Here is a 19,658-nt window from a genome sequence, read left to right on the forward strand (position 1 = left end):
ACTGCCGAGCATGTCCAGTTTGTGCAAGATGAGCTCAATGACACTCCGCGAATCGTGCTGGGTGGGTGCACTCCTCGTGAGATACTGATGAAAACACTCAATGGTGCATTCACAGCTTGACACCGCCCAGGAAAGGGCTTCAGGAGCTCTTTGGGACTCCTGGGGTTTTCGAGTTCATGGATTCGAGGAGGCGACGTAGGTCCGGTATGAACGTGCCTTCTTTGAGCGCATTCCAATCAAAATGCGCGACCGGATAGCCCGCGTTTTGGAGTTCTCGGTCGCGTTTGCGTTCGTGGAGGACCGCGACGGACTCGGCTTCTTTGAATTTTGAGTCGCCGTCGATCTCCACGATGATGCCCTCGATGAGGAAATCGACGCGACGGTCGTCGATACGCGCTTGCTGCTCAAAGGGGATCCGCGCCTCGATGAGCTGCGCCTTTGCCCACGATTCGGCGACGCTTTCCGACTTCGAATTCGCCGCCTCCATAACTCTGCGCAGCTTCCTGACGCCCGGAAGCCTGCCAAGATGCTCGAGTTCGCGCATCAGCAGGAATCGATGCCCATCCTGATGCCTAAAGTAGCTTTCCACTGCGACGAGACCTTCAGCAAAATCGCCCCACCTGCACGTATCGGCGACAGAGCGCTCCATTGAGGTGAACCGTATTCCCTTGTGCTCCACGACCTTGTCGGCTGGGACTTTCGCGGATCGGTAGTGAATCCACCTATTTCGGCTCCGCGGCGGCGTCTTCGATCCAGGCAGGCACACAACCACGGGTTCCTCGTAGCCCAGAATCTGAATCCCCCATAAGCGCGCCGCCGAACGACCACAAATCACCCCGCTACGAGTGCGCGTTCCCACCGCAAGGATGCGAGCCCAATCCTTGACCCACGGCGGCAGCGCCATCCAGGCATTGATGTCCGCCCACAGTTCCGCATGGATATTGAAGTGGCTACTTTTGTGCCGATCGATCCACTCGACGTACTCGAGGTGCGTCATGCGCCGCGTATCGACGACCTTAATCTTGTCCCCCCAGACATTCATGCATCAAAAGTAGCGGGAATCTAGGGGGCACGCAGGCCCCACGTTGCCACTGCTACTTCAAGAACTCGAAAACCCAAGGAAAGCACTCGGCACGAGCTGACGCTGTCTAGGGGTTTTCGAGTTCTTGAAGTCGGAGAGGAGAAATCGAGGCACGGAGCGCTCTGGCAAAGCTTGTCGACGGCAACTCGCCGAGGCGCTCTGGCAAAGCGACTCGGGTCAAGCGACCGCGGCATTGACGGCTAGGTGTGCACTTGGGTTTGACTGAGCCACCGCAAGATTTCAGCGGAAAGACCCAGCTCCGTGAGCGATTTGTCTAACTATTGTGCTTGATGAACAAGTGTTGCGATTTGTACTCGGTTCGATAGACCCAGCTTGGTGAGTATGCGAGATACGCAGCCCTTTACATTCCCAACGCTCATGTATCTTTCGGCCGCGATGTCCGCGTTGGTGAGTCCATCCGCTATTGCATCGGCAACTTCTTTTTCAAGTGGGGTTAGTTGCGCGAGTGCACGTTTAGCGGTCTGTTGTTCTGCGCTGGTTTTGGTAAATGCTGCGATGAGTCGATCTGTGACTGCAGGAGAAAGAGTCGATCGACCGTGAGAGGTTTGCCGAATCGCGTTTGCGAGTTCTGCGGTGCTGGCATCTTTGAGTAAGAATCCGTCGACGCCGGCGTTCAGCGCATCCCGAAGATGATCATCGGTGTTCCAAGTAGTCAATGCCAAAACCCGAGGCGGATTGGGACCTTGTTTGATTTTGGTAGTAGCAGCGGTGCCGTTCATTACTGGCATTCTTAGATCCATGAGGATGACATCTACTTCGATGGTTCGGAGGCATTCGATAGCCTGCTGTCCATTGGGAGCTGTCGCTACTATACAAAGGTCGGCTTCTTCGGCGAGCATGCTTTTGATCCCTGCAACGACCAGGGCGTCATCATCGACAATCATGACTTTGATCATTGCGATTCCTCCACAGGTACGTTGATACGAAGTTGGTGCGTGTTGTTGTGAAGACTTCGTGTCAGTTGCCCACCGCATAGGTGGACTCGTTCTAACATGCCTTTGATACCCAAGCCCGGTGGTGTTTCGGGCTCCGTTCCGGTGGGGTTAGTGATTTCTAAAATGCACTCGCTTTGCGAACACTGAAGGTCTACCTGGATGTCACCTGGCACGCCGTACTTACGAGCGTTAGTTACAGCTTCTTGAGCGATGCGGTAAAGGTGTCGTCCAGTGCCTGGAGGTAGGGTTGCGCCACCTAGGTTAACGGTAACTTTGACCGGATGCTGGAGGTCTGCGCCGTCCATGGCAAGACTGGGAAGATCTTCGACATCGGGTTGACGTTCCTGGAGCTGCTCTTCTCGCAGATCGCTAAGGATCGCACGTAGTTCGGACAAGGAAGCCTTTGCGTTAAAACGAATAATTCCGCCTAATGATTGGCGTTCTTCAGAATCCATGGATTCGCGGCATTCTAAAGCGGCGGAGTGCATACTGATAAGACTGATGCGGTGGGCTAAAACATCATGCATTTCACGAGAAAGCGCGAGGCGCTCCTGTGCTAGTGCGAAATTCACGTCAGCTTCTTTACTCAGGATTAGTGCAGTATTTTGTTCTCGCAACGATTGCACCAATCGAGCTTGAGAACCGAAAAATCCACCCCAGGCGATAAAACACTGTGCAGTAACGGACACAAGAATGAGTCCCGACCAATGCCGATGATAGAAGGCTTCAGGTGACCAAGGCAGCTGCCACCGAAGCACTGAAAAAATACAAAATAGCAATCCACTCAGTTGGGCTTTCCATATTTGCCCACTCCAGGAGATTCTTGCAATCTGGGCGAGCGCGGATCCAGTGGCTGAGGATGAAATCAGTGAGGCTAAGAGAACCGCCCGAGGACTCAGCTGCCGAGAAGACAAGACAAGAGCCATAAAACCAATGAGTACGTCGATCATTAGCCATGGCACAGGAATCTCAATCTGATTCCCCATTGCGCTGTCGACCACGCAGGCAATGCCGAAAAGCACAGTCGCGCTTCCTGGTACTGCCGCAAGGTATCGGCTGAATCTCCGTTTCGGACGTTGAATTTCCACCTGAACAGCCTAAATGTGCTGCTGAACCAAAACCAAGTATCTTTCGGCCAGAATCTCTGACAAACGATTAATCCACTCGAGACAAGAGTTGTGTTTTAGGGCTATTTGCCTATAGAAACGTGCGATCCCTTCTCCATATGGTTGTCACAGTCCAGCAGTGATCATCAATAAAGGAGTAGATCGTGGCAGTGGAAAGAATTAGCGAGACGTTGCTAATAGTCAGCATGCTGGCGTTAACGTCAGCCGTACTGGTCGTCGTCTATCAAGTTCTGCAGGGAGGAATGAAAAGAGTAAAAGCTGTGCCTGCTCTTCCTCTCATGGGCATCTATTGCTTCACGTTCGTGGTGTGGTTGGCGCTATGAACCGCGTAATTGAAGTTCAGCAGCTGAAAGTTAACTTTGGACAGACAGAGGTCCTTCGCGGAGTTGATTTGGAGTTTCACCGAGGCCAGATTTACGGCCTGTTAGGGCCGAATGGCGCTGGAAAGACCACTATTTTAAAGGCAATTCTTGGGGCAGTGGACTACACCGGAAGTATCAAAAGCCAGCCCGAACACGTCCGGATCGGACATCTTATCGAATACCCAGCCTTCTACGCTCGCTTAAGTATGTTTGAAAACCTGAAGTTGCATGCAAATTATCACAACGCCCCACATGATGAACTCGATGATTTGCTATCGCTAGTTGGGCTTTCACCCCACCGGGACTTGCCATGTGGGAAAGCTTCTTTGGGGATGAAGCAGCGGTTAGGAATTGCTAGGGCGCTGATCGGGGATCCCCATATCCTGCTGTTGGATGAGCCAACGAACGGACTAGACCCGTTAGGTATCCGAGATTGCCGAGAGCTGCTAATTCGATTGCGAGATGAGCGAAACCTAGCAGTGGTGGCTTCCAGCCATAACCTCACAGAAATCTCTGCAACCGCAAACTATCTGACATTCATCCGATCTGGTGAGATTATCCATTCCCTTCCGCGAAGCGAGATTTCGGAACAGGGCCTCGAAGATCTCTATGTCGAACTTTTCCAAGGAGAAAACAGTTGATCTCACTCATCCGGAATGAATGGATAAAGATCCAGAAAGAAAACTCATTGTGGTTCGCATTTGTATTACATATAGCGCCACTCTTTATGGTGCTTGTAGCAGCGATAATGAAGTCGGTGCGACTGGGGTCTAACCTCTATTTCATCCTCTATAACCAGTCCATGCTCGTCACAGGGTTAGTTGCATGTGTTGTTACAAGCATCGTTTTTCATCTCGAGTTTAATAACCGGACATGGTTCGATTGGCTCACTCAACCACAAGGACCGAGGCGTCTCTTGGTGGCCAAAGTTCTCACGGGTGCGCTGATTTTAGCTTGCTACATTGCTATTTCCGCAGTTCTCATGCTGGTTTTTCTCTACGCCACTGGAGTGCGTGATGATCCGGCTCGTATGCTGTGCTCCTATCTTGTGTTTCAAGTCGGGACAATGGGCGTCATGGTGGCTGTTAGTGCTGCTCTCTGCGTCCTGACGCGCAGTGCAGTAGTGGTCAATGTAGTTGGAGTGATAGTCACTATGGTGACTGTGGTTGTGATGGCTGCTGAATTCTCATGGAGCATCCCCACTGCATGGCCATATCGCACTGGCCTTGCAATCATTGATCCGGAATATGGATTCGGGAGTGTAAAACCATTGTTGGCAGGCGGAGCAATTACAGGAGCTTTTGTAGTGATGTGTTTGTTGATTGCTATTCAATGGGTTAGCAGGCCAAGTGTTATCAACGCGGCGATGCGCTAGTCGGCTACAAAAGTTGATCGCTCTCTTCACTGGCCACCGTTGCCATGGCGTTTCAGCGAGGCGAATGCCGTCGAGAATGCAGCAATCTACCTGCAACGCTCAGAAGCGCTAGCGTGCCAATGCTGAGGAGGACGAGCGTGAAAACCGGTGAATAGTGCCACAGCATTCCCCAGCTTGCCTGGCGTTTCATCAGTAGCGCTACAGTTTGCGGAGCCAAGAAACATCCAGTGGCGGTTGCTGTCAATGCTACCGTTAGCAGCCAAAATCGAAGCCGTGATGCTGACAATTGTGCACGCGCACTCCGCAACACAGCCAGGGCTACTAGAACACTGAAAAATATGGCGCAGACATCGGGCCAAGCTGATGGAGCTATTTGTACGTTAGTGGGCTCGTTGCCAACCAGTAACCCGTGAATATCGGCTGCTACGCGGTCTGCTTGTGGACCAGTGGCGTCGATAAGCACCCCGATAGCGATGTCGTCCGGAAAGAGTCCGGCATAAGTACTTACGTCCGGTCCGCTGCCACTGTGAGAGACACGAGGGATGCCGCCATCGGCGGGCTCTCCGCTCCACCATCCGAGCGCATAACCCACCTTGTATTGGTGCAACGGACTTTGCCGACGGTGTAGTTCTGCTAAAGAATCCGAAGTCAACACGCCAGGAATGAAGCCATGCTGAAAACGCAGCCAGATGCCAAGGTCGTCGAGAGTAGAAGCCATGCCGCCGGCGCCACCATAAAACAGCTCGGGCTGGGCAAGTGAAATCGGGCGGCCAAACGCATAAGAATAGGTGGGGGCTAGCTCTGGCAAAGTCGCCGGGGCACTAGCGAATCCGGTATCGGTCATGCCCAGCGGTTCAAGCACGTTTTGAGCTAGAAACTCAGCCAACGGTTCACCAGAGATCGTTTCAATCAGTTGCTGCAGCACCCAATAGTTTGCATTGCAGTAGTCCCAAGAACTGCCGGGATCATAGGCTAGCCGCGTGCGAGAGAGCTGCCGTACTGCGTCTTCGGTGCGAACATTTCCCACCCGGTACTGGTTAAATCCCAGCGTGGCATCCGTGATCCCTGAAGACTGGTTGAGGAGTTGGCGGACAGTGATGAATTCACCTCGTGGATCATCCAACTGAAATTCGGGGAGGTACTTTGCAGCCCGTTCATCCAGATCTACTCGACCATCTTCAACCAGCTTCATAACAGCAGTAGCAGTGAAAGCCTTGGTAAGGGAGGCGATAGGGACTCGTGAGTTTGTATCGAGCTCGCCACCACTGCCTGTGGCAAGGATGCGGTCCCCCTGAGTCACAACAATCGCGGCACCCGGCACTCCGCTGGCGACCATCTGGTCCACGTAACGTTGTATGTTTGTCCCTTCTTGGGCTCCGGCGAATGGAATTGGGAAAAGCACTACGGCGAGAAGAAGTGTAAAAATACGTGCCAGCATGAGGTACCTCCTAGTGGGTTATGCCTCAAACTAACCGCTCTAGCGAGTAAGAAAATACCACACAAAGTAAAGAAGGCAACTAACTAAAGTCAGTGTTCTCTGGGTCTAGAGAACTCTAGAATTTTGGTATGCGCACAATAATTCCCTGGCTTGCGATGGCAGCTTGCTGCGGATTGGCCGTCGGTTACGGCTCCCTGTGGTGGCTGGCCTTAATCGTCGTTTTCGCGGTCGTCTTGCGTGTTAAGCCGGGCCTGTCCGGGGTGCTTTTTGGCTTGATTGTTTCTGCGGGTGTCGGTGCGTTCACGTATGAAAACTCCCTGGCTGCAGCGATCAATTCTTTGCTTTGGTTTCTGGGGGCAGTGGCGATTGCAATCGGATTCCACACGTGGCTGCATGCTCGCCACTTGGAGCGCTTAGAACTCGAACGAGGTTGGCAATTGGCTGAGGCCTTGTCAGCCGAACAAAGTACTGCGGTTCGGGAGGCGCTACTGCGAGACCGCATGTCCTTGGCGGGTGAGATTCATGATCGAATAGGGCACCGGCTCGGGCATGCGATCTTGCGATTAGGCACAATGTGGCAAGAAGCAGCGCCGGGTACGAAGGAGGCTGCTCAACTGCAAGCACTGCGCACCGACTTGGCAGACCTTTTGGATGAAATCGGTGGGCTGGTGCTGCTTCTCGACGACGGGCAGTCCATTCCACCAACCCAAGTCAGTATCGGGAATATTCTCGAACACGCTCGGCGCGCAGGAACTGAGATTCAGGCGGAACTTGAGGGCATCGATCAGCTCGACTCCACGGGTCGTACGGTGTTGGCGCGTGTGGTGGCTGAGGGCGTCGCAAATGCGGCGAAGCACGCGCCGGGCCAGGCTGTTTCGCTCGGCACTTCAGCTACGGGAACCGATTTGGTTGTCAACATTAGCAATCGTGTGCTGGATCGAGAACAGGTCGGTACTGGCTCTGGTTTGAAGCGAGTTCGCGCGCTCGTGTCTGAGCTGGGTGGCCAGTGTGATGCTGCCGAGGAGGGTGGTAGGTTCGTCGTTCAAGCCCGCATTCCGCTCGCTCAGAAGGGGATCAAACAATGATCCGAGTTGCCATCGCGGATGATGATGCCTTGGTGCGCGCCGGGATTGCGCAGCTGCTGGCACATTATGGGGATATTGAGGTCTTGATAGAGGCTGCAGACGGAGCGCAGCTGGTTACAGCAGTTCGTGCGAGCAGTGTGGATGTGATCTTGCTGGACATCAGGATGCCTCGACTGGATGGGCTCGCGACGCTGGCCGAGCTGCGAAGGATCGGGGTAGTGGCGCCGGTGGCAATGCTCACGACCTTCCGGCAGGAATCCCTCATCGAAGCTGCGATTGCTCAGGGCGCGCAGGGTTTTTTGCTCAAATCCGATTCTCCAGAGGACTTAGCACGCCAAGTGCGGGGTTTGGCTGCGGGAGGTGCCGTGTTTTCGCCACGCGTCGCCAACTGGCTGATCGGCAGTGGGGCTGTGCAGAGAATTCAAGCAAAGAAGCAGGCGCGGGATCGGATGGCAGAGCTTACGGCTAGGCAGCGTGAAGTGCTGGCTGAATTGGCAACTGGAGCGAGCAATCACGAAATCGCGGATCGGCTGCACCTAAGCGAAGGGACAGTCAAACAATATCTTGGAACAATCTTCGGACTGCTCGGTGTGGAAAACCGGGTCCAAGCTGCCTTGATCGGTTATCAGGCCCAGCTATCCTAGCGCCCGCCCCAAGGCCTGAAGGCCATTCATGACATACTCTTCCGCGGATCCGGTGGCGCCGTCGGCTTGCCAACTGCGGATCGCAGCGATGAAACCGTTGATGGTTGCGGCTGCGACGAAGTTGGCTTCTGGGAGGGTGTATTCGCCGGTTTCGTGGAGGAGCAGTGCTACCTGGTCGCTGATCTTGAGCAGGTGGAGTGCGGCGGCGGCCTGGATGCCGGGGTGGTTCATCCATAGTTCGAGGCGGTACAGCGTGCTGTCGCGTTCTGCGACGAAGTGTGCGTGTCCGATTCTTTCGAGGGCGATGCCGGTGGCTTCGGCGACGGTGTGGCCTTCGTGGATGCTGTGACTGAAGCTGCTCAGGATATTGTCGTCGAACTCGTCGTGGAGGACGAGTCCTTCTTTGGTGCCGAAGTAGCGGTAAATGCTGGAGGGGGAGGTTTCGGCGGCAGTGGCGATGTCTTCGATTTTGACGTTGTCGAAGCCGTGCTTGCGGAATAGTTCGATCGCCACGTTTTGAATGTTGCGCATTGCTGCTGCCTTTTTGCGTTCGCGCAAGCCTGCCATTGTGCCTCCTTAGCTGGGGTTCTCCATGAATTAAAGCACAAATATGACAGTCAGTGTCACATTGGGTTACACTGCAGCTATGCGACAGTCACTATCAAATGACACGGACTCCCCAATTGTGGCCGAGGGAATAACTAAAAGATTCGGCCATGTCACTGCGCTGGATGGCCTAAACCTGCATGTCAAGACCGGAGAGGTGCACGGATTCCTGGGGCCCAATGGAGCGGGAAAATCCACCACCATCCGGGCCATCCTGGGTCAGCTCCGGCTCGACCAAGGACACCTGCGGCTATTTGGTGGTGATCCCTGGCATGATGCGGCGGACCTGCATAAACGGGTTGCCTATGTGCCGGGGGATACGGCACTGTGGCCGTCGTTAAGCGGAGGCGAATGCATCGACCTCATCGGTGGCCTGCAAGGCAGCCTAGATCCACGGCGACGCGCCGAGCTGATCGATCGCTTCGAACTAGATCCGCGACGCAAGGCAGGTAGCTACTCCAAGGGAAATCGGCAGAAGGTTGCGCTGGTGGCGGCGCTGGCAACTCAGGCTGAGTTGCTGCTTCTGGACGAGCCGACCTCCGGGCTGGATCCCGTCATGGAGCAGCGCTTCATTGACACGGTTCGGGAGGCGAAAGCGGAAGGCCGCACCGTGCTGCTCTCCAGCCACATCATGTCCGAGGTGGAACAACTCTGCGACCGAGTTACCATCATCCGTGCAGGTAAAGACATTGTTTCGGATTCGCTGGATGCGTTGCGGGCGCAGGCGACAGTCCGCATTGAAGCGAGGTGGCCGGGCATAGGTCCGGTGCGACGAGATGTTGCGCCGACGGATGTCGTCGCTACCGTATCTCGACTCACCGAGCAGAAGCCGGCGGATCTCACCGTCACGCCCGCCAGCTTGGACGAGCTGTTCTGGCGCCACTACGAGGAGACCTCCCGATGACCGCCGGTTGGATACGCATGCTGCGTCTGCAATGGCGCACATCCTGGGGGATGCTGCTCGGGGCACCGATCCTGCTGGCAGTGCTGGTTACCCTGATTGCCGCTGGCATCTCTGAGCTGTATCCAGATCTAGCTGCGCGAGAGATCTACGCCGCGACGATGGCCACCTCGCCAGCCGCGACTGCTTTCAATGGCCGCTCCTATGATGTCGACACCGTGGGAGGCATCGTCGCTGTGGAGCTCGGCTTTATGGGGCAGCTGGCCATCCCGATCGTCGGCGCCTTTCAAACGCTTCGGCTCACACGTCGTCTCGAATCTTCCGGTGCTCTCGAGCTGATCACCGCCTGCCCGGTAGCACGCCCCGCGGTGCCATTGGCAGCTTTCGTGTCTGCGCTCCTGTCCTGGAAACTGTTTGCGCTGTTCGCATTCTGTGGGTTGGTCACGCAAGATCTTCCGTGGGTCGGTGCTGCGCATTTTGTGGTGATTCTCGCATTGTTCGGCTTGGCATTCAGCGGCATAGGCCTGCTCCTCGGCGAACTTGCCGGCAGCTATCGCACCGCCACCGGCCTTGCCCTCGGCACGGTCTTTGCTGCGTTCATTGCTCGCGCGCTTGTCGACGGCCTGGGCCTGGGTCTCACCTGGGTGAACCCCATGGGCTGGGTGGCAGAGGCCAAACCTTGGGGAGACCCTGAGCTCTGGCCCTACCTTTTCTTCTTAGCGCTCGCATTGGCCTCCGCGTGTGCCGGAATCTCGGTGTGTACGCGCCGGGATCTTGGTTCTGGTGTCATTCCCGCACGTCTGGGTCGTGCCGTCGCTCGGCCGGGGCTGGCCACGCCCTGGGGATTTCTCTGGCGCGTGAGTATTGGCGCTAGCGCCGGTTGGCTCGTTGGAATACTTGTGTGGGCAGCGGTGATCGGTGCGATGTCGCAGGAGTTCGTGGATGCGATTGCCGCGAATCCTTCGCTCGCAGCGTCCTTTGGTACTGCGCCGGAACACATGGCCACTGTGGTGGCTGTGTTGCTGGCTGCTGCGTTGGCTACGGCGGCCGGGCTATCGGTGTTGCTCTCGCACGGTGCTTCGGAGTTGTCTTCTCGGTTGGGGTTGCTGCATGCCGGGCGCTACTCGCGGGGACTGTGGTGGTTGGTGTGGAATGTGTCATCGCTGCTGGTTGCTGGGGTCGCGCTCCTCGGTGCGGTGACGGTGCTTGGGCTGGTGCAGCGTAGAGTTATGGACCGCCCAGCAGCGCTTTCAGATGCGGTTGGTGCGGGCATTGACCTGCTCATTCCCGTTCTTGCGATGGTGGCAATCGGGTCCTTTTTGGTCGGCGTTGCTCCTCGATCGCGTGCCGTGGCGTGGCTCCTGCCTGCATGGACTGTTTTGGTGGGCCTCCTGGGCACCGCGTTGCGCATGCCGGAATGGTTGCAAAACACTTCTTTCGTGCACGTTGTGGGTACGGTTCCAGTGGAGGCTGCTGATGGTGATGCGCTGCTAGCGCTGGGCGTGTTAGGGGCGGCCTTGTTGGTCCTGGCCTGGCTCGCTTTTCGACGCCGGGACCTTGCGCGCGGGTAGCCCACGGAAACAAAATCTGTATTACTGTAGTTAGTACAGTTTTTGCCGAAGGAAGGTGTCATGGTTTCAACTCCCGCCCTCACATGCATGGCCGTCACGCTGGTGCTGTGCGTGCTTATCCCGCTAGCAGGCATCGGGGTGCTCGCGCGTCGAAACAAGCAGGTTCTCAGGGCGTTCGGTGTCGGCGCCTTGGCGTTCTTTGTGTCGCAGATGCTGTTGCGGATCCCACTGATGTCGCTCGCGACGGCATTTGCTCCGGATACGATCGGCGCGTTCCTGAGCTCAGTCCCGGTCGCGAGCTTCAGCGCCGGTCTGTTTGAAGAGACCGCGCGGCTGGTGTTCATGCTGTTGCTGCTGAAAGGCTTCCACCGGCTTGTCGACGGCCTTGCCTTCGGATTCGGGCACGGCGGAATTGAGGCGATTTTGCTCGTTGGCATGACGATGGTCAATAACCTCGTGATCGCGCTGATGATGAATGCGGGAATGTGGAATTCGATCGCGAAAAGCATGCCGCCCGAAGCTGCTGAGCAGATACAAGCTGTACTCACTGAAACTCCGGCTAGCAGCTATTTGGCTGGCGGTGTGGAGCGCATGTGGGCAATCGGACTGCATATCGCCTGCTCGCTGATCATCATGATGGGGATTCAGCGAGGAAGGAAATTCCTTGCTTGGCTGCTCGCGGTGCTAGTGCATGGTTGCGTAAACCTCGGCGCCCTCTCTGCCTTGCGGCATGGGATTAACACCTGGCTGGTGGAACTGTGTGGATTACTGGTCATCGCTGCCCTGCTGGCGCTGGTGATCGGACGGGCTCGAATGGTGCTTCCTACTGCCTTTGAGCAGCGCTGACATGTAAAAGCTGTGAAGTTTTCCGCAACACTTGACAAGAGTCGACTCAACTTTTAGTCTGTGGTTGCAGGCAAGGGGGCTTGCAACCACAACTAAACAAGGCATCTGTGTAGAGGAGATCTATCATGGCTGATATTTCAACCTGGAATCCATTTGCTGAACTGAATGCACTGCAGAAGGCATTCTTTGGGGACAACGTGAACACCCCGGTCCGTGGAGTGAACATTCCAACTACTGACGTCTACACGCGTGATGGCGCGATTATCGTCGAGGCGCATCTGCCAAACTTCAAGCAGGAAGACATCGACTTGGATGTAGATGGCCGTACCCTCACCATCAGCGCTGCGCGACGTGAGGTGGAGAAGGACGCGGAGAAGAAGTACGTGATCCGTGAGTCGGCATCCAACTTCCAGCGTCGCATCACCTTGCCGGAAGGTACGGACATGGACAAGATCGAGGCCAACCTGAACAACGGAGTCCTCGCTGTCACCATCCCGACCCCCGAGGCGAAAAGCTCTAAGAAGAAGATCGAGATCACCTCGGGTGAGCGCGCGACAGATCAACCGGAGGCGATCGAGGCAACAAACGAAGCTGAGGAGAACTAAGAGTTAAGTCCCGTAGCTAGCCAGGCCTGCCACCCGGGCCTGGCTTTGCCAATTTAGGAGTCGCTCCTAGCGGTGAAAGCTCCAGGCTTGCCCGCTCGCGTCATCCTTGAGGGTTAACGTGCCATCCTTGTGCTGCTCGATTACCCGCACACCCTGCAAAGCTTGATGCACCTTTTCTGGCGTATCGTCTGCGTCCAAACATGCCATCCGCGTGGTGGCGAGCCCATCTCCGAAGTCGATGGTTTGTGGCGTGGTAGTGGAGATGGTCACGTTGCCCATCAAGTGGTTGCAGGAATCGCTACCGCTGAGCTGGGTGCCCTCGATGCGGAAGTTCGCATCGGGGTTATCCGCAAAATGCCAATCGACGCCAGTGACCATCACTTCCTGCGCTCCTCCGGTAGAACACCCCAACAGCAGCCAGGAAGCAGACATCGCGAGGGCACCGAGTAGGGCAGATTTAGGCTGGATCATGACTATTAGTCTAGTTGCTGATAGTGCGGAATGACTGTGATTTTCGCTAAGCCCCACCTGCTTAGAAAGCGCACGCGATCGTTAAGATCGCTAGACCGGCCACCGCACCGCCGAGAGTTTCTAGCACCGTGTGATGGCTGATGCGCACTCGGGCCCAGGCAATTAATGGGGTTAGTGCGAATAGTGTCCACCACAGGGGATGGACGACTACTGCCAAATACCCGGTCACGGTGAGCCACAGCCCGACATGTACGGAGATTTTCATCTTAAATACCACTGTCACCAGCGCAAACATGAGAATGAACCCGAGGGCGGCGAAAACTGCTGTCCAAATGCGATGGTCAGCTCCAAGCCAGATCAATACACCTATGAGCACTCCGAGTAACAAGGCGATACCCATGAATATTGGTCCGCGGTGGCTGCGCTGTGTCACATGATGTGAACTCACGCGTCCGCGCTTTTGCAGCAGCAGAATCCACGCCATCGGCAAAATGCTAGTGAAGAGGGCGCAGAGCGCGCCGATGCTCACTTGGCCGCAATGTACGCCGAATACAACGAAGAGCACGATGTTTGAAATCCAGGGCGCGCAGATTTCGCTGAGAATCCGGGCGAGGAGGGTACTGAGGCTACTGTGTGACACAGTTTAGGAAGAATAGCGCATAGGCCACCAAACTAAGGCGACCTATGTCGCGAGGGGATGCCGGTTGCCGTCGACAAGCGCGATGGTGAACGGGCGTTCCTGATAGGCGCAGGTCAGCGCCACCTCCCAATCCTTTCCGCGGCGCCTTAGGGTAGGGCGTTCGCCAAGAGTTATGTGGTCCCACATGCTCTTAAGATCCGGGGTTTCTAAACTAATCGCGCCACAAATTTCCTCCTGAGTGCGAAGCTGGAACTCGGGGCGACTGAGCAGTCGGAAGTTCATAATTGCAGACATCAAGCTATGGAGATCCGCGTCCTTCGCCGAAGCACACACCGCGAAGGTAAGTGGCCTATTTGCGATTGGTACATGCAAAGGATCGGTGTAAAGGAACGGGTCTATAAATCTAAGCGTGCTAATTTCGGGAATATTCTTAATCACGATTGCATAGATTAGCTAAGTTGTGCGTCGATGTCGCTCGTTGACGTCGCGGGGGTGAGATCGGAATGCAAGCTGTGTCTCACAGGACGGGAACTTCCTCAAGATAGCCGGGGCTTAAGCGTCCCACAGGCGATGCTCCATCAACTTGCTGGTCAGGGTGGACACATCAGCTTCCTGGACAATCGGCTTGAAGTGGCGCTTTGCTTCCGCGAGCAGGATTTCTACCTCCGGCAGGTCAGGAGTATCCAGCACGATCAGCCCGTCGAATTCAATGGAGCGGGTGGTCAAATAGGTGCGTGAGATGTCTACTTCGCCGAGCTTGCCACCGCGCTCTGCCACGACGAGCGGGGTAACCCCGGCGTCGAAAAGCTCGGCCACTAGCTTCTCGACGCCCGCGGGATCCGAATCAGCATTGGTTAAGATGCCCACTTGGCGGCCGTCGATAGGCCAAGTCTTGCCCACCTGACTCAGTGCTGGTGATGGAGTAACCTCAGCTACTTCGACAGGCTCTGGAGATGCCAAGCCGAGCCCCGCAGCAACCGTGGCCGCGAGCTCGCTATCAATGTGCGCGAGCACCGAGACAGCTCGCTCCTTAATGGCCTTCTCATAGCATTTGCCCAGTTCAAAGGTATATGCCTGCGTGATATGGAACTGTTCGACGGGGGAGAGGGAACGGTAGAACAGGGTGGCCTGAGAAAAGTGATCCTCAAACGAAGCTGGCTTTTCCCTGGTGAACGTACCCGCGACTTCCTGAGGGACCTCGATGAGGGTGGCCTCGCCCGCAATGAATGGGCAGCCACCACCTACAGAATTCGGGTTGTATGGGGTGCCGCCGTGCACCGCAGTCTGATGCATGCCATCGCGGAAATTGTCGTTGACCGGCGCATGCGGGCGGTTGATTGGCAGCTGGGAAAAATTCGGTCCACCCAGCCGGGAGAGCTGCGTGTCTAGGTAGGAAAACAGGCGACCCTGCAGCAGCGGATCGTTAGTGAGGTCGATGCCTGGTACGAGATGACCAGGATGGAATGCTACCTGCTCAGTTTCGGCAAAGTAGTTGATCGGATTGGCATTCAGTGTCATGGTGCCGATGACCTGGACCGGGGCCAGTTCTTCGGGCACGAATTTGGTGGGGTCAAGGAGGTCGATGCCCTCGAAGGTTTCCTCCGGAGTATCGGGGAAGACCTGGATGCCTAGGTCCCATTCTGGGTAGGCGCCAGCTTCAATGGCATCTGCGAGATCGCGACGATGGAAATCCGGGTCCATGCCACCGGTGAGCTGAGCTTCCTCCCAGACCATGGAGTGCACCCCGAGTTTCGGCTTCCAGTGGAACTTCACCAGGCACGTCTCTCCTGCCGCGTTGATCAGGCGGAAAGTGTGAATGCCAAAGCCCTCCATCATCCGCAGTGAGCGCGGGATGCCACGATCGGACATGTTCCACAAGGTGTGTGCGGTCGCTTCAGTATGGAGGGTGACAAAATCCCAAAAGGTATCGTGCGCGCTTTGAGCTTGAGGAATCTCCCGGTCCGCATGTGGTTTGCCAGCGTGGATGAGATCTGGGAATTTGATGGCATCCTGGATGAAGAAGATTGGCATGTTGTTGCCGACCAAATCAAACGTGCCTTCCGCGGTGTAGAACTTAGTGGCAAAACCGCGAGTATCGCGTACTGTGTCGGCGGATCCGCGGGATCCTAGCACGGTAGAAAAGCGCACGAAGACATCCGTTTCTACGCCTTTCTGTAGGAATCCAGCGGTAGTGAGCTTCGTGGCGGCACCATTGGCTTTAAACACACCGTGGGCTCCGGCGCCACGGGCGTGCACTGCGCGCTCTGGAATGCGCTCGTGATCAAAGTGGGTGATTTTCTCCCGGAAGTGATGATCCTGCATGAGTAGGGGGCCGCGCTGACCAGCCTTGAGGGAATGATCAGTGTTATTGATGCGCGCACCTTGCTGGGTGGTGTGATACTCGCCTTGCTCGGCCATATCCGCCTGGTGAGCGCTCATTGGGCAACCAGTTGGGGTATGTGGCGCCGGCCCGCGTTGGTCGGGCTTGGGTGGGATAGGTCCGTGCGGTGAGGTTGGCTCCTGCTCCTGTGCCGGAGTGGAAGTAGGTACTCCTGGAATCTGGCGGCTCATGGCGATCCTCTCTAACTGCGGGTGAGATGGGCTGTGCCATCCACACTAGAGAAGCGGGAATCGCTTTCGCAGGAGAGAAGAATTTGCCTTTACTGCAGTTCAACGGGGATTTATGCGGGCGTTGTTGCCGGCGTGTTATGAAAAAGTTGCACTATTGGGGTGATGTCACCAACTGTGCTGGAAGCTTGGGGGACTGTAGCTCGGTGGGGCACAAAGAGGTTGTCGATTCCAGATTTGGAGAGATCTCCATTGGGGAAGCTGATGTCCTGGGATGGCAAGGATACATGATGTGCACTGCGGTTCCTGTATGAGGCTAGCCGGTAAAATGGCCAACTACCGGCATTTTTTGGAGGATGGCCACTGCGTGGCTGGACTTGAGGAACTTGTCCGTGCCGTCGGTTCCGGCCTTAACTCCATGATGCTGGCCGCGCGCCCAAGCGGGAAAGTTGGATAAGTCGTAGACCACGTCGTCTACGAGGATCCAACATGCCGCGCCATCTTCGCAGGTCGCTTTGCTGAGTTGATCTGGGCTAATCGATGTTGTTTCCAGTTTGGCCTGTTCGGCCACGCTGAATGTGCGTTCCAGCTTTGTTGGGTCATTGACGTTGGGCGGGCTCGGCCATATCAACATGGCGATGACAGCCGCCGCAACAACCGAAATGCCAATAATCAACCACATGCGAATCCTCCTTGGTACATTATGTCTCACATTGCTCATGATACACTGTGTCTCATGAATGGCAAGAGGAAAAGCGAGGCAGAAACTCGGGAGCTCATGCTGCAGCGCGCGAGCGAAGATCTCATATCCGCCGGTCCGAGCGTTGGGTTGGAAGTCGTCCGGATGGAAAAGGTCATCAAAGCGGCGGAAGTGTCCCGCGCCAGCGCTTATCGTATCTGGCCGAATCGCGAAGAATTTTTAGCGGAAACCCTGGTCACGGCGCTGTCTCAAGTGACGCTGCTACCGGAGGGGATGGCGGAGATCGCGGCTCTCTCTGAGCTCATTGGGCACTACCGTCCCGTGTTGGATACCGAACAAGGGCGCCGAAACCTAGTGGTGGAAGGCCTGCGGCTTTCCGTCGATGCGGACGTGCGGCGCATGTTGAACTCCCCGAAATGGCGGCTCTTTCTCGGCATCTCCACCACCTGTCACACATTGGAAGATGAGACACTCCAGGAGGCCGTAGCTGCGGAACTGGCTCGCATCGAGCAGACCTTTGTGATGCGCCGCGCCCAGATTTACCAGCAGCTATGCGCGCTCATCGGCTACCGGCAACGGAAACCATGGCAGGGCGTAGCAGGATTCCAGGCCCTTTCTGAGCTCGCCGGGCTCACCATGCGTGGAATTCTCTCCCGGGGGTTGGCAGATCCAGCTTGGCTGGAACAGCGCGTAGCAATGGAACTATTCGAAGCTGACGCAGCCGACTGGTCGCAAGCGGAAATCGCCATGGTCACCGTGCTGCTCGGCCACCTCGAACCGGATCCAGACATCGAATGGACCGCCGAGCGTATTGCGAAAGCAGAGCAGGTTTATGATGCGATGATAGCGGAGATGCTGGCCTAATTGTGCAGCTCAGTCGAGCATGCTCACATCTGGCGAGGGCAGTGCGGTGGGCACAATGATGAGGTTGTCCTCCACGTGGTGGATGTGCACGCTAAGCCCGAAGACCCGGGAAATTAGGTCAGCAGTCAGAATCTCGATCGGAGCGCCTTCCGCAACGATTTTTCCCTCGTTCATTACCACCAGATGATCCGCGAAGCGGGAGGCCTGCTGCAAATCATGCAGGACCGTAATCACTGTCCGATTTAATTGGGTCACCAACGACCGAGCTAGTTCCAAGAGTTGGTACTGGTGGGAAATGTCCAAGTAGGTTGTGGGTTCATCGAGTAGCAGCACTGGGGTATTTTGCGCCAAGACCATTGCTAGCCACACTCGTTGACGCTGTCCGCCCGAGAGCTCATGAACCCGTCGGTCTGCTAACTCTAGGACGCTCGCAGCTGTCAACGCTGCAGTAACTGCCTGCGAATCTGCCTCTGACCATTGCTTGAGCAGGCTCTGGTGCGGGAACCGACCTCTGCGCACCAGCTCTGCGACAGTGATGTCGGGAGGGGTGGTGGTATGTTGCGGCAACAGCGCCAGCTGCTTTGCGACGCTCCTTGTCTGCATACCTGACATCAACTGCTCTCCGAGAAATACTTTCCCTGCTGTCGGTGAAAGGATTCGCGCCAAGGCCTTAAGAAGAGTGGATTTGCCACAGCCATTAGGGCCAATGATCGCGGTGAAAGCGCCAGCAGGCAAAGAAACGTTCAAGTTCTTGCTGATGACGTTCTTTTCCCAGGCAAGAGTGACATCATCAGTGCGCAGTGCGATGGAATTCATGATGGATCCTATCGGAGGCTAGCGGTTAGTGGTGGAAGAAGAAATGAGATAAAGTAGATAGCCGCCGCCGATGACCACCGTGACTAGGCCTACGGGGAGCTGGACGGGCGCGAAAGCTCGTTGCGCCAGGATATCGGCCACTATGAGCAAGGTGGCGCCGGTGAGGGCACTTACCAATAGCGGGGTTTTCGGTCTCAGCGTGGTCCGTTGCGCGATGTGAGGCGCTGCGAGAGCAATGAAAGCAATCGGGCCTGCGACAGCAGTTGTGGCTGCGATGAGAAGCACCCCAGCCAGTAGTAGAACTAGCTTCAGCAGGTTAACTCGCAGTCCCAGAGCAGTTGCGGTTAAATCCCCCAACGCTAAGGCGTCCAAATAACGTCGCAAAGGCAAGGCAGCTGCAATCGCAATTGCTAACGCCAAGCAGGCTGGGCCGGCCAGCGGCCATCGAATGCCATTGAGGCTGCCGGCGCCCCACGTGGCTGCTGACATCATTGCTTCCAAGTCACCTTGAGTGATGAGCCAACGATTGAGGGCTGACAGCATTGCGGATATGCCTAGTCCGACGAGGATGATGCGCAGGCCGTCGATACGCGTGCGCACTGACAGCGCGACGATGACTAGGGAGGTAGCGATGCCTCCCAGAAGCGCCCCGAGAACTGTGAACCGAAACTCCGTTAAGCCCAGCAGCATAGCCACTATGACTCCGGTGTATGCGCCGGTGCTGAATCCGATGACATCTGGGGACCCCAGTGGGTTTCGGGTGAGCGCTTGGAAGAAGCTGCCGGCAATGCCGAGTGCAGCGCCGACAAGTAGCGCGGTGAGTATCCGTGGTGCGCGCCATTGCAACACCACGGTCCGGGCCAGCCCCTGCTGGTTGCCGGTGAGCACGGCGAATGCTTTCGCGCTCGACATGCCAGCCCCGGGCATCGCCAGGGCAATGAAAGCAGCGAAGAGGATGGCCAGGAACAAACCAGCGGCGATCAGCGTGTTTCTAGTCATGGA

At 56.2% G+C, this 19,658-nt stretch carries 21 protein-coding genes and 1 pseudogene; 10 read left to right on the forward strand and 12 right to left on the reverse strand.

The annotated features are described in order from the left end of the window. Positions 1 to 120: pseudogene (locus WG936_RS08360) on the forward strand (IS30 family transposase); the annotation flags it as partial. Positions 121 to 139: 19 nt separating this feature from the next. On the opposite strand, the gene WG936_RS08365 reads toward WG936_RS08360, so the two are convergent. The 3 genes from WG936_RS08365 to WG936_RS08375 form a co-directional block, all read right to left on the reverse strand. Then, positions 140 to 1,042, reverse strand: a complete 903-nt coding sequence (locus WG936_RS08365; protein WP_339572641.1) for a hypothetical protein — start codon at positions 1,040 to 1,042, stop codon at positions 140 to 142. 317 nt (positions 1,043 to 1,359) lie between these two features. Further along, the gene (locus WG936_RS08370) at positions 1,360 to 1,998 is read right to left on the reverse strand and encodes a response regulator transcription factor (RefSeq protein ID WP_339572642.1); all 639 of its coding nucleotides are present in this window, start codon (positions 1,996 to 1,998) and stop codon (positions 1,360 to 1,362) included. Continuing rightward, positions 1,995 to 3,125, reverse strand: a complete 1,131-nt coding sequence (locus WG936_RS08375; RefSeq protein ID WP_339565419.1) for a sensor histidine kinase — start codon at positions 3,123 to 3,125, stop codon at positions 1,995 to 1,997. Before WG936_RS08375 ends, WG936_RS08370 begins: the two co-directional genes overlap by 4 nt. 358 nt (positions 3,126 to 3,483) lie before the next feature. On the opposite strand from WG936_RS08375, the gene WG936_RS08380 reads away from it, so the two are divergent. Continuing rightward, positions 3,484 to 4,167, forward strand: a complete 684-nt coding sequence (locus WG936_RS08380; RefSeq protein ID WP_339572643.1) for an ABC transporter ATP-binding protein — start codon at positions 3,484 to 3,486, stop codon at positions 4,165 to 4,167. Continuing rightward, complete coding sequence (locus WG936_RS08385) at positions 4,164 to 4,901, forward strand: ABC transporter permease (RefSeq protein WP_339565421.1); 738 nt, start codon at positions 4,164 to 4,166, stop codon at positions 4,899 to 4,901. The genes WG936_RS08380 and WG936_RS08385 overlap by 4 nt, the downstream gene beginning before the upstream one ends. Before the next feature lie 52 nt (positions 4,902 to 4,953). Here WG936_RS08385 and WG936_RS08390 read toward each other — a convergent pair whose 3' ends face one another. Further along, complete coding sequence (locus tag WG936_RS08390) at positions 4,954 to 6,339, reverse strand: serine hydrolase domain-containing protein (protein WP_339572644.1); 1,386 nt, start codon at positions 6,337 to 6,339, stop codon at positions 4,954 to 4,956. A gap of 128 nt (positions 6,340 to 6,467) precedes the next feature. Between WG936_RS08390 and WG936_RS08395 the strand changes: the two genes are divergently transcribed. Both WG936_RS08395 and WG936_RS08400 read left to right on the forward strand, forming a co-directional pair. Beyond that, on the forward strand, positions 6,468 to 7,424 hold the full coding sequence (locus tag WG936_RS08395) for a sensor histidine kinase (protein ID WP_339572645.1): 957 nt from the start codon (positions 6,468 to 6,470) through the stop codon (positions 7,422 to 7,424). Then, positions 7,421 to 8,068, forward strand: coding sequence for a response regulator transcription factor (locus tag WG936_RS08400; protein ID WP_339572646.1), 648 nt, complete (start codon positions 7,421 to 7,423; stop codon positions 8,066 to 8,068). Before WG936_RS08395 ends, WG936_RS08400 begins: the two co-directional genes overlap by 4 nt. Here WG936_RS08400 and WG936_RS08405 read toward each other — a convergent pair. Beyond that, a complete protein-coding gene (locus WG936_RS08405; protein ID WP_339572647.1) occupies positions 8,060 to 8,635 on the reverse strand; it encodes a TetR/AcrR family transcriptional regulator in 576 nt (191 codons plus the stop codon). The two genes, WG936_RS08400 and WG936_RS08405, sit on opposite strands and share 9 nt — an antisense overlap. Positions 8,636 to 8,714: 79 nt before the next feature. Here WG936_RS08405 and WG936_RS08410 point away from each other — a divergent pair, with 79 nt between their 5' ends. From WG936_RS08410 to WG936_RS08425, 4 genes are all read left to right on the forward strand, one after another. After that, a complete protein-coding gene (locus WG936_RS08410) occupies positions 8,715 to 9,578 on the forward strand; it encodes an ABC transporter ATP-binding protein (protein WP_339572648.1) in 864 nt (287 codons plus the stop codon). Next, positions 9,575 to 11,146 (forward strand): hypothetical protein, encoded by a 1,572-nt coding sequence (locus tag WG936_RS08415; protein ID WP_339572649.1) that lies wholly within the window; start codon positions 9,575 to 9,577, stop codon positions 11,144 to 11,146. The genes WG936_RS08410 and WG936_RS08415 overlap by 4 nt, the downstream gene beginning before the upstream one ends. A 60-nt stretch (positions 11,147 to 11,206) precedes the next feature. Continuing rightward, a complete protein-coding gene (locus tag WG936_RS08420) occupies positions 11,207 to 11,992 on the forward strand; it encodes a YhfC family intramembrane metalloprotease (RefSeq protein WP_339572650.1) in 786 nt (261 codons plus the stop codon). A 125-nt stretch (positions 11,993 to 12,117) separates the two neighbouring features. Further along, a complete protein-coding gene (locus WG936_RS08425) occupies positions 12,118 to 12,597 on the forward strand; it encodes an Hsp20/alpha crystallin family protein (RefSeq protein WP_339565423.1) in 480 nt (159 codons plus the stop codon). A gap of 66 nt (positions 12,598 to 12,663) precedes the next feature. On the opposite strand, the gene WG936_RS08430 is transcribed toward WG936_RS08425, so the two are convergent. The 5 genes from WG936_RS08430 to WG936_RS08450 all read right to left on the reverse strand — a co-directional run bounded on the left by WG936_RS08430 (position 12,664) and on the right by WG936_RS08450 (position 16,958). Further along, positions 12,664 to 13,068, reverse strand: coding sequence for an META domain-containing protein (locus tag WG936_RS08430; protein WP_339565424.1), 405 nt, complete (start codon positions 13,066 to 13,068; stop codon positions 12,664 to 12,666). 61 nt (positions 13,069 to 13,129) lie between these two features. Next, complete coding sequence (locus tag WG936_RS08435; RefSeq protein WP_339572651.1) at positions 13,130 to 13,708, reverse strand: phosphoesterase; 579 nt, start codon at positions 13,706 to 13,708, stop codon at positions 13,130 to 13,132. Positions 13,709 to 13,750: 42 nt separating this feature from the next. Then, positions 13,751 to 14,146 (reverse strand): hypothetical protein, encoded by a 396-nt coding sequence (locus WG936_RS08440; RefSeq protein ID WP_339565426.1) that lies wholly within the window; start codon positions 14,144 to 14,146, stop codon positions 13,751 to 13,753. Between the two features lie 114 nt (positions 14,147 to 14,260). Beyond that, positions 14,261 to 16,279, reverse strand: a complete 2,019-nt coding sequence (locus tag WG936_RS08445) for a catalase (RefSeq protein ID WP_339572652.1) — start codon at positions 16,277 to 16,279, stop codon at positions 14,261 to 14,263. A gap of 313 nt (positions 16,280 to 16,592) precedes the next feature. Next, complete coding sequence (locus WG936_RS08450) at positions 16,593 to 16,958, reverse strand: cytochrome b5 domain-containing protein (protein ID WP_339572653.1); 366 nt, start codon at positions 16,956 to 16,958, stop codon at positions 16,593 to 16,595. 54 nt (positions 16,959 to 17,012) lie between these two features. Here WG936_RS08450 and WG936_RS08455 point away from each other — a divergent pair, with 54 nt between their 5' ends. Then, positions 17,013 to 17,840, forward strand: a complete 828-nt coding sequence (locus tag WG936_RS08455; RefSeq protein WP_339572654.1) for a hypothetical protein — start codon at positions 17,013 to 17,015, stop codon at positions 17,838 to 17,840. 9 nt (positions 17,841 to 17,849) lie between these two features. Here the strand turns inward: WG936_RS08455 and WG936_RS08460 are convergent, their stop codons facing one another. Together WG936_RS08460 and WG936_RS08465 are read right to left on the reverse strand one after the other, a co-directional pair. After that, the gene (locus WG936_RS08460) at positions 17,850 to 18,656 is read right to left on the reverse strand and encodes an ABC transporter ATP-binding protein (RefSeq protein WP_339572655.1); all 807 of its coding nucleotides are present in this window, start codon (positions 18,654 to 18,656) and stop codon (positions 17,850 to 17,852) included. 18 nt (positions 18,657 to 18,674) lie between these two features. After that, on the reverse strand, positions 18,675 to 19,655 hold the full coding sequence (locus WG936_RS08465; protein ID WP_339572656.1) for a FecCD family ABC transporter permease: 981 nt from the start codon (positions 19,653 to 19,655) through the stop codon (positions 18,675 to 18,677). Between the last annotated feature and the right edge of the window lie 3 nt (positions 19,656 to 19,658).

It is taken from the genome of Corynebacterium sp. H127 (assembly GCF_037482665.1).
Classification (GTDB): domain Bacteria; phylum Actinomycetota; class Actinomycetes; order Mycobacteriales; family Mycobacteriaceae; genus Corynebacterium.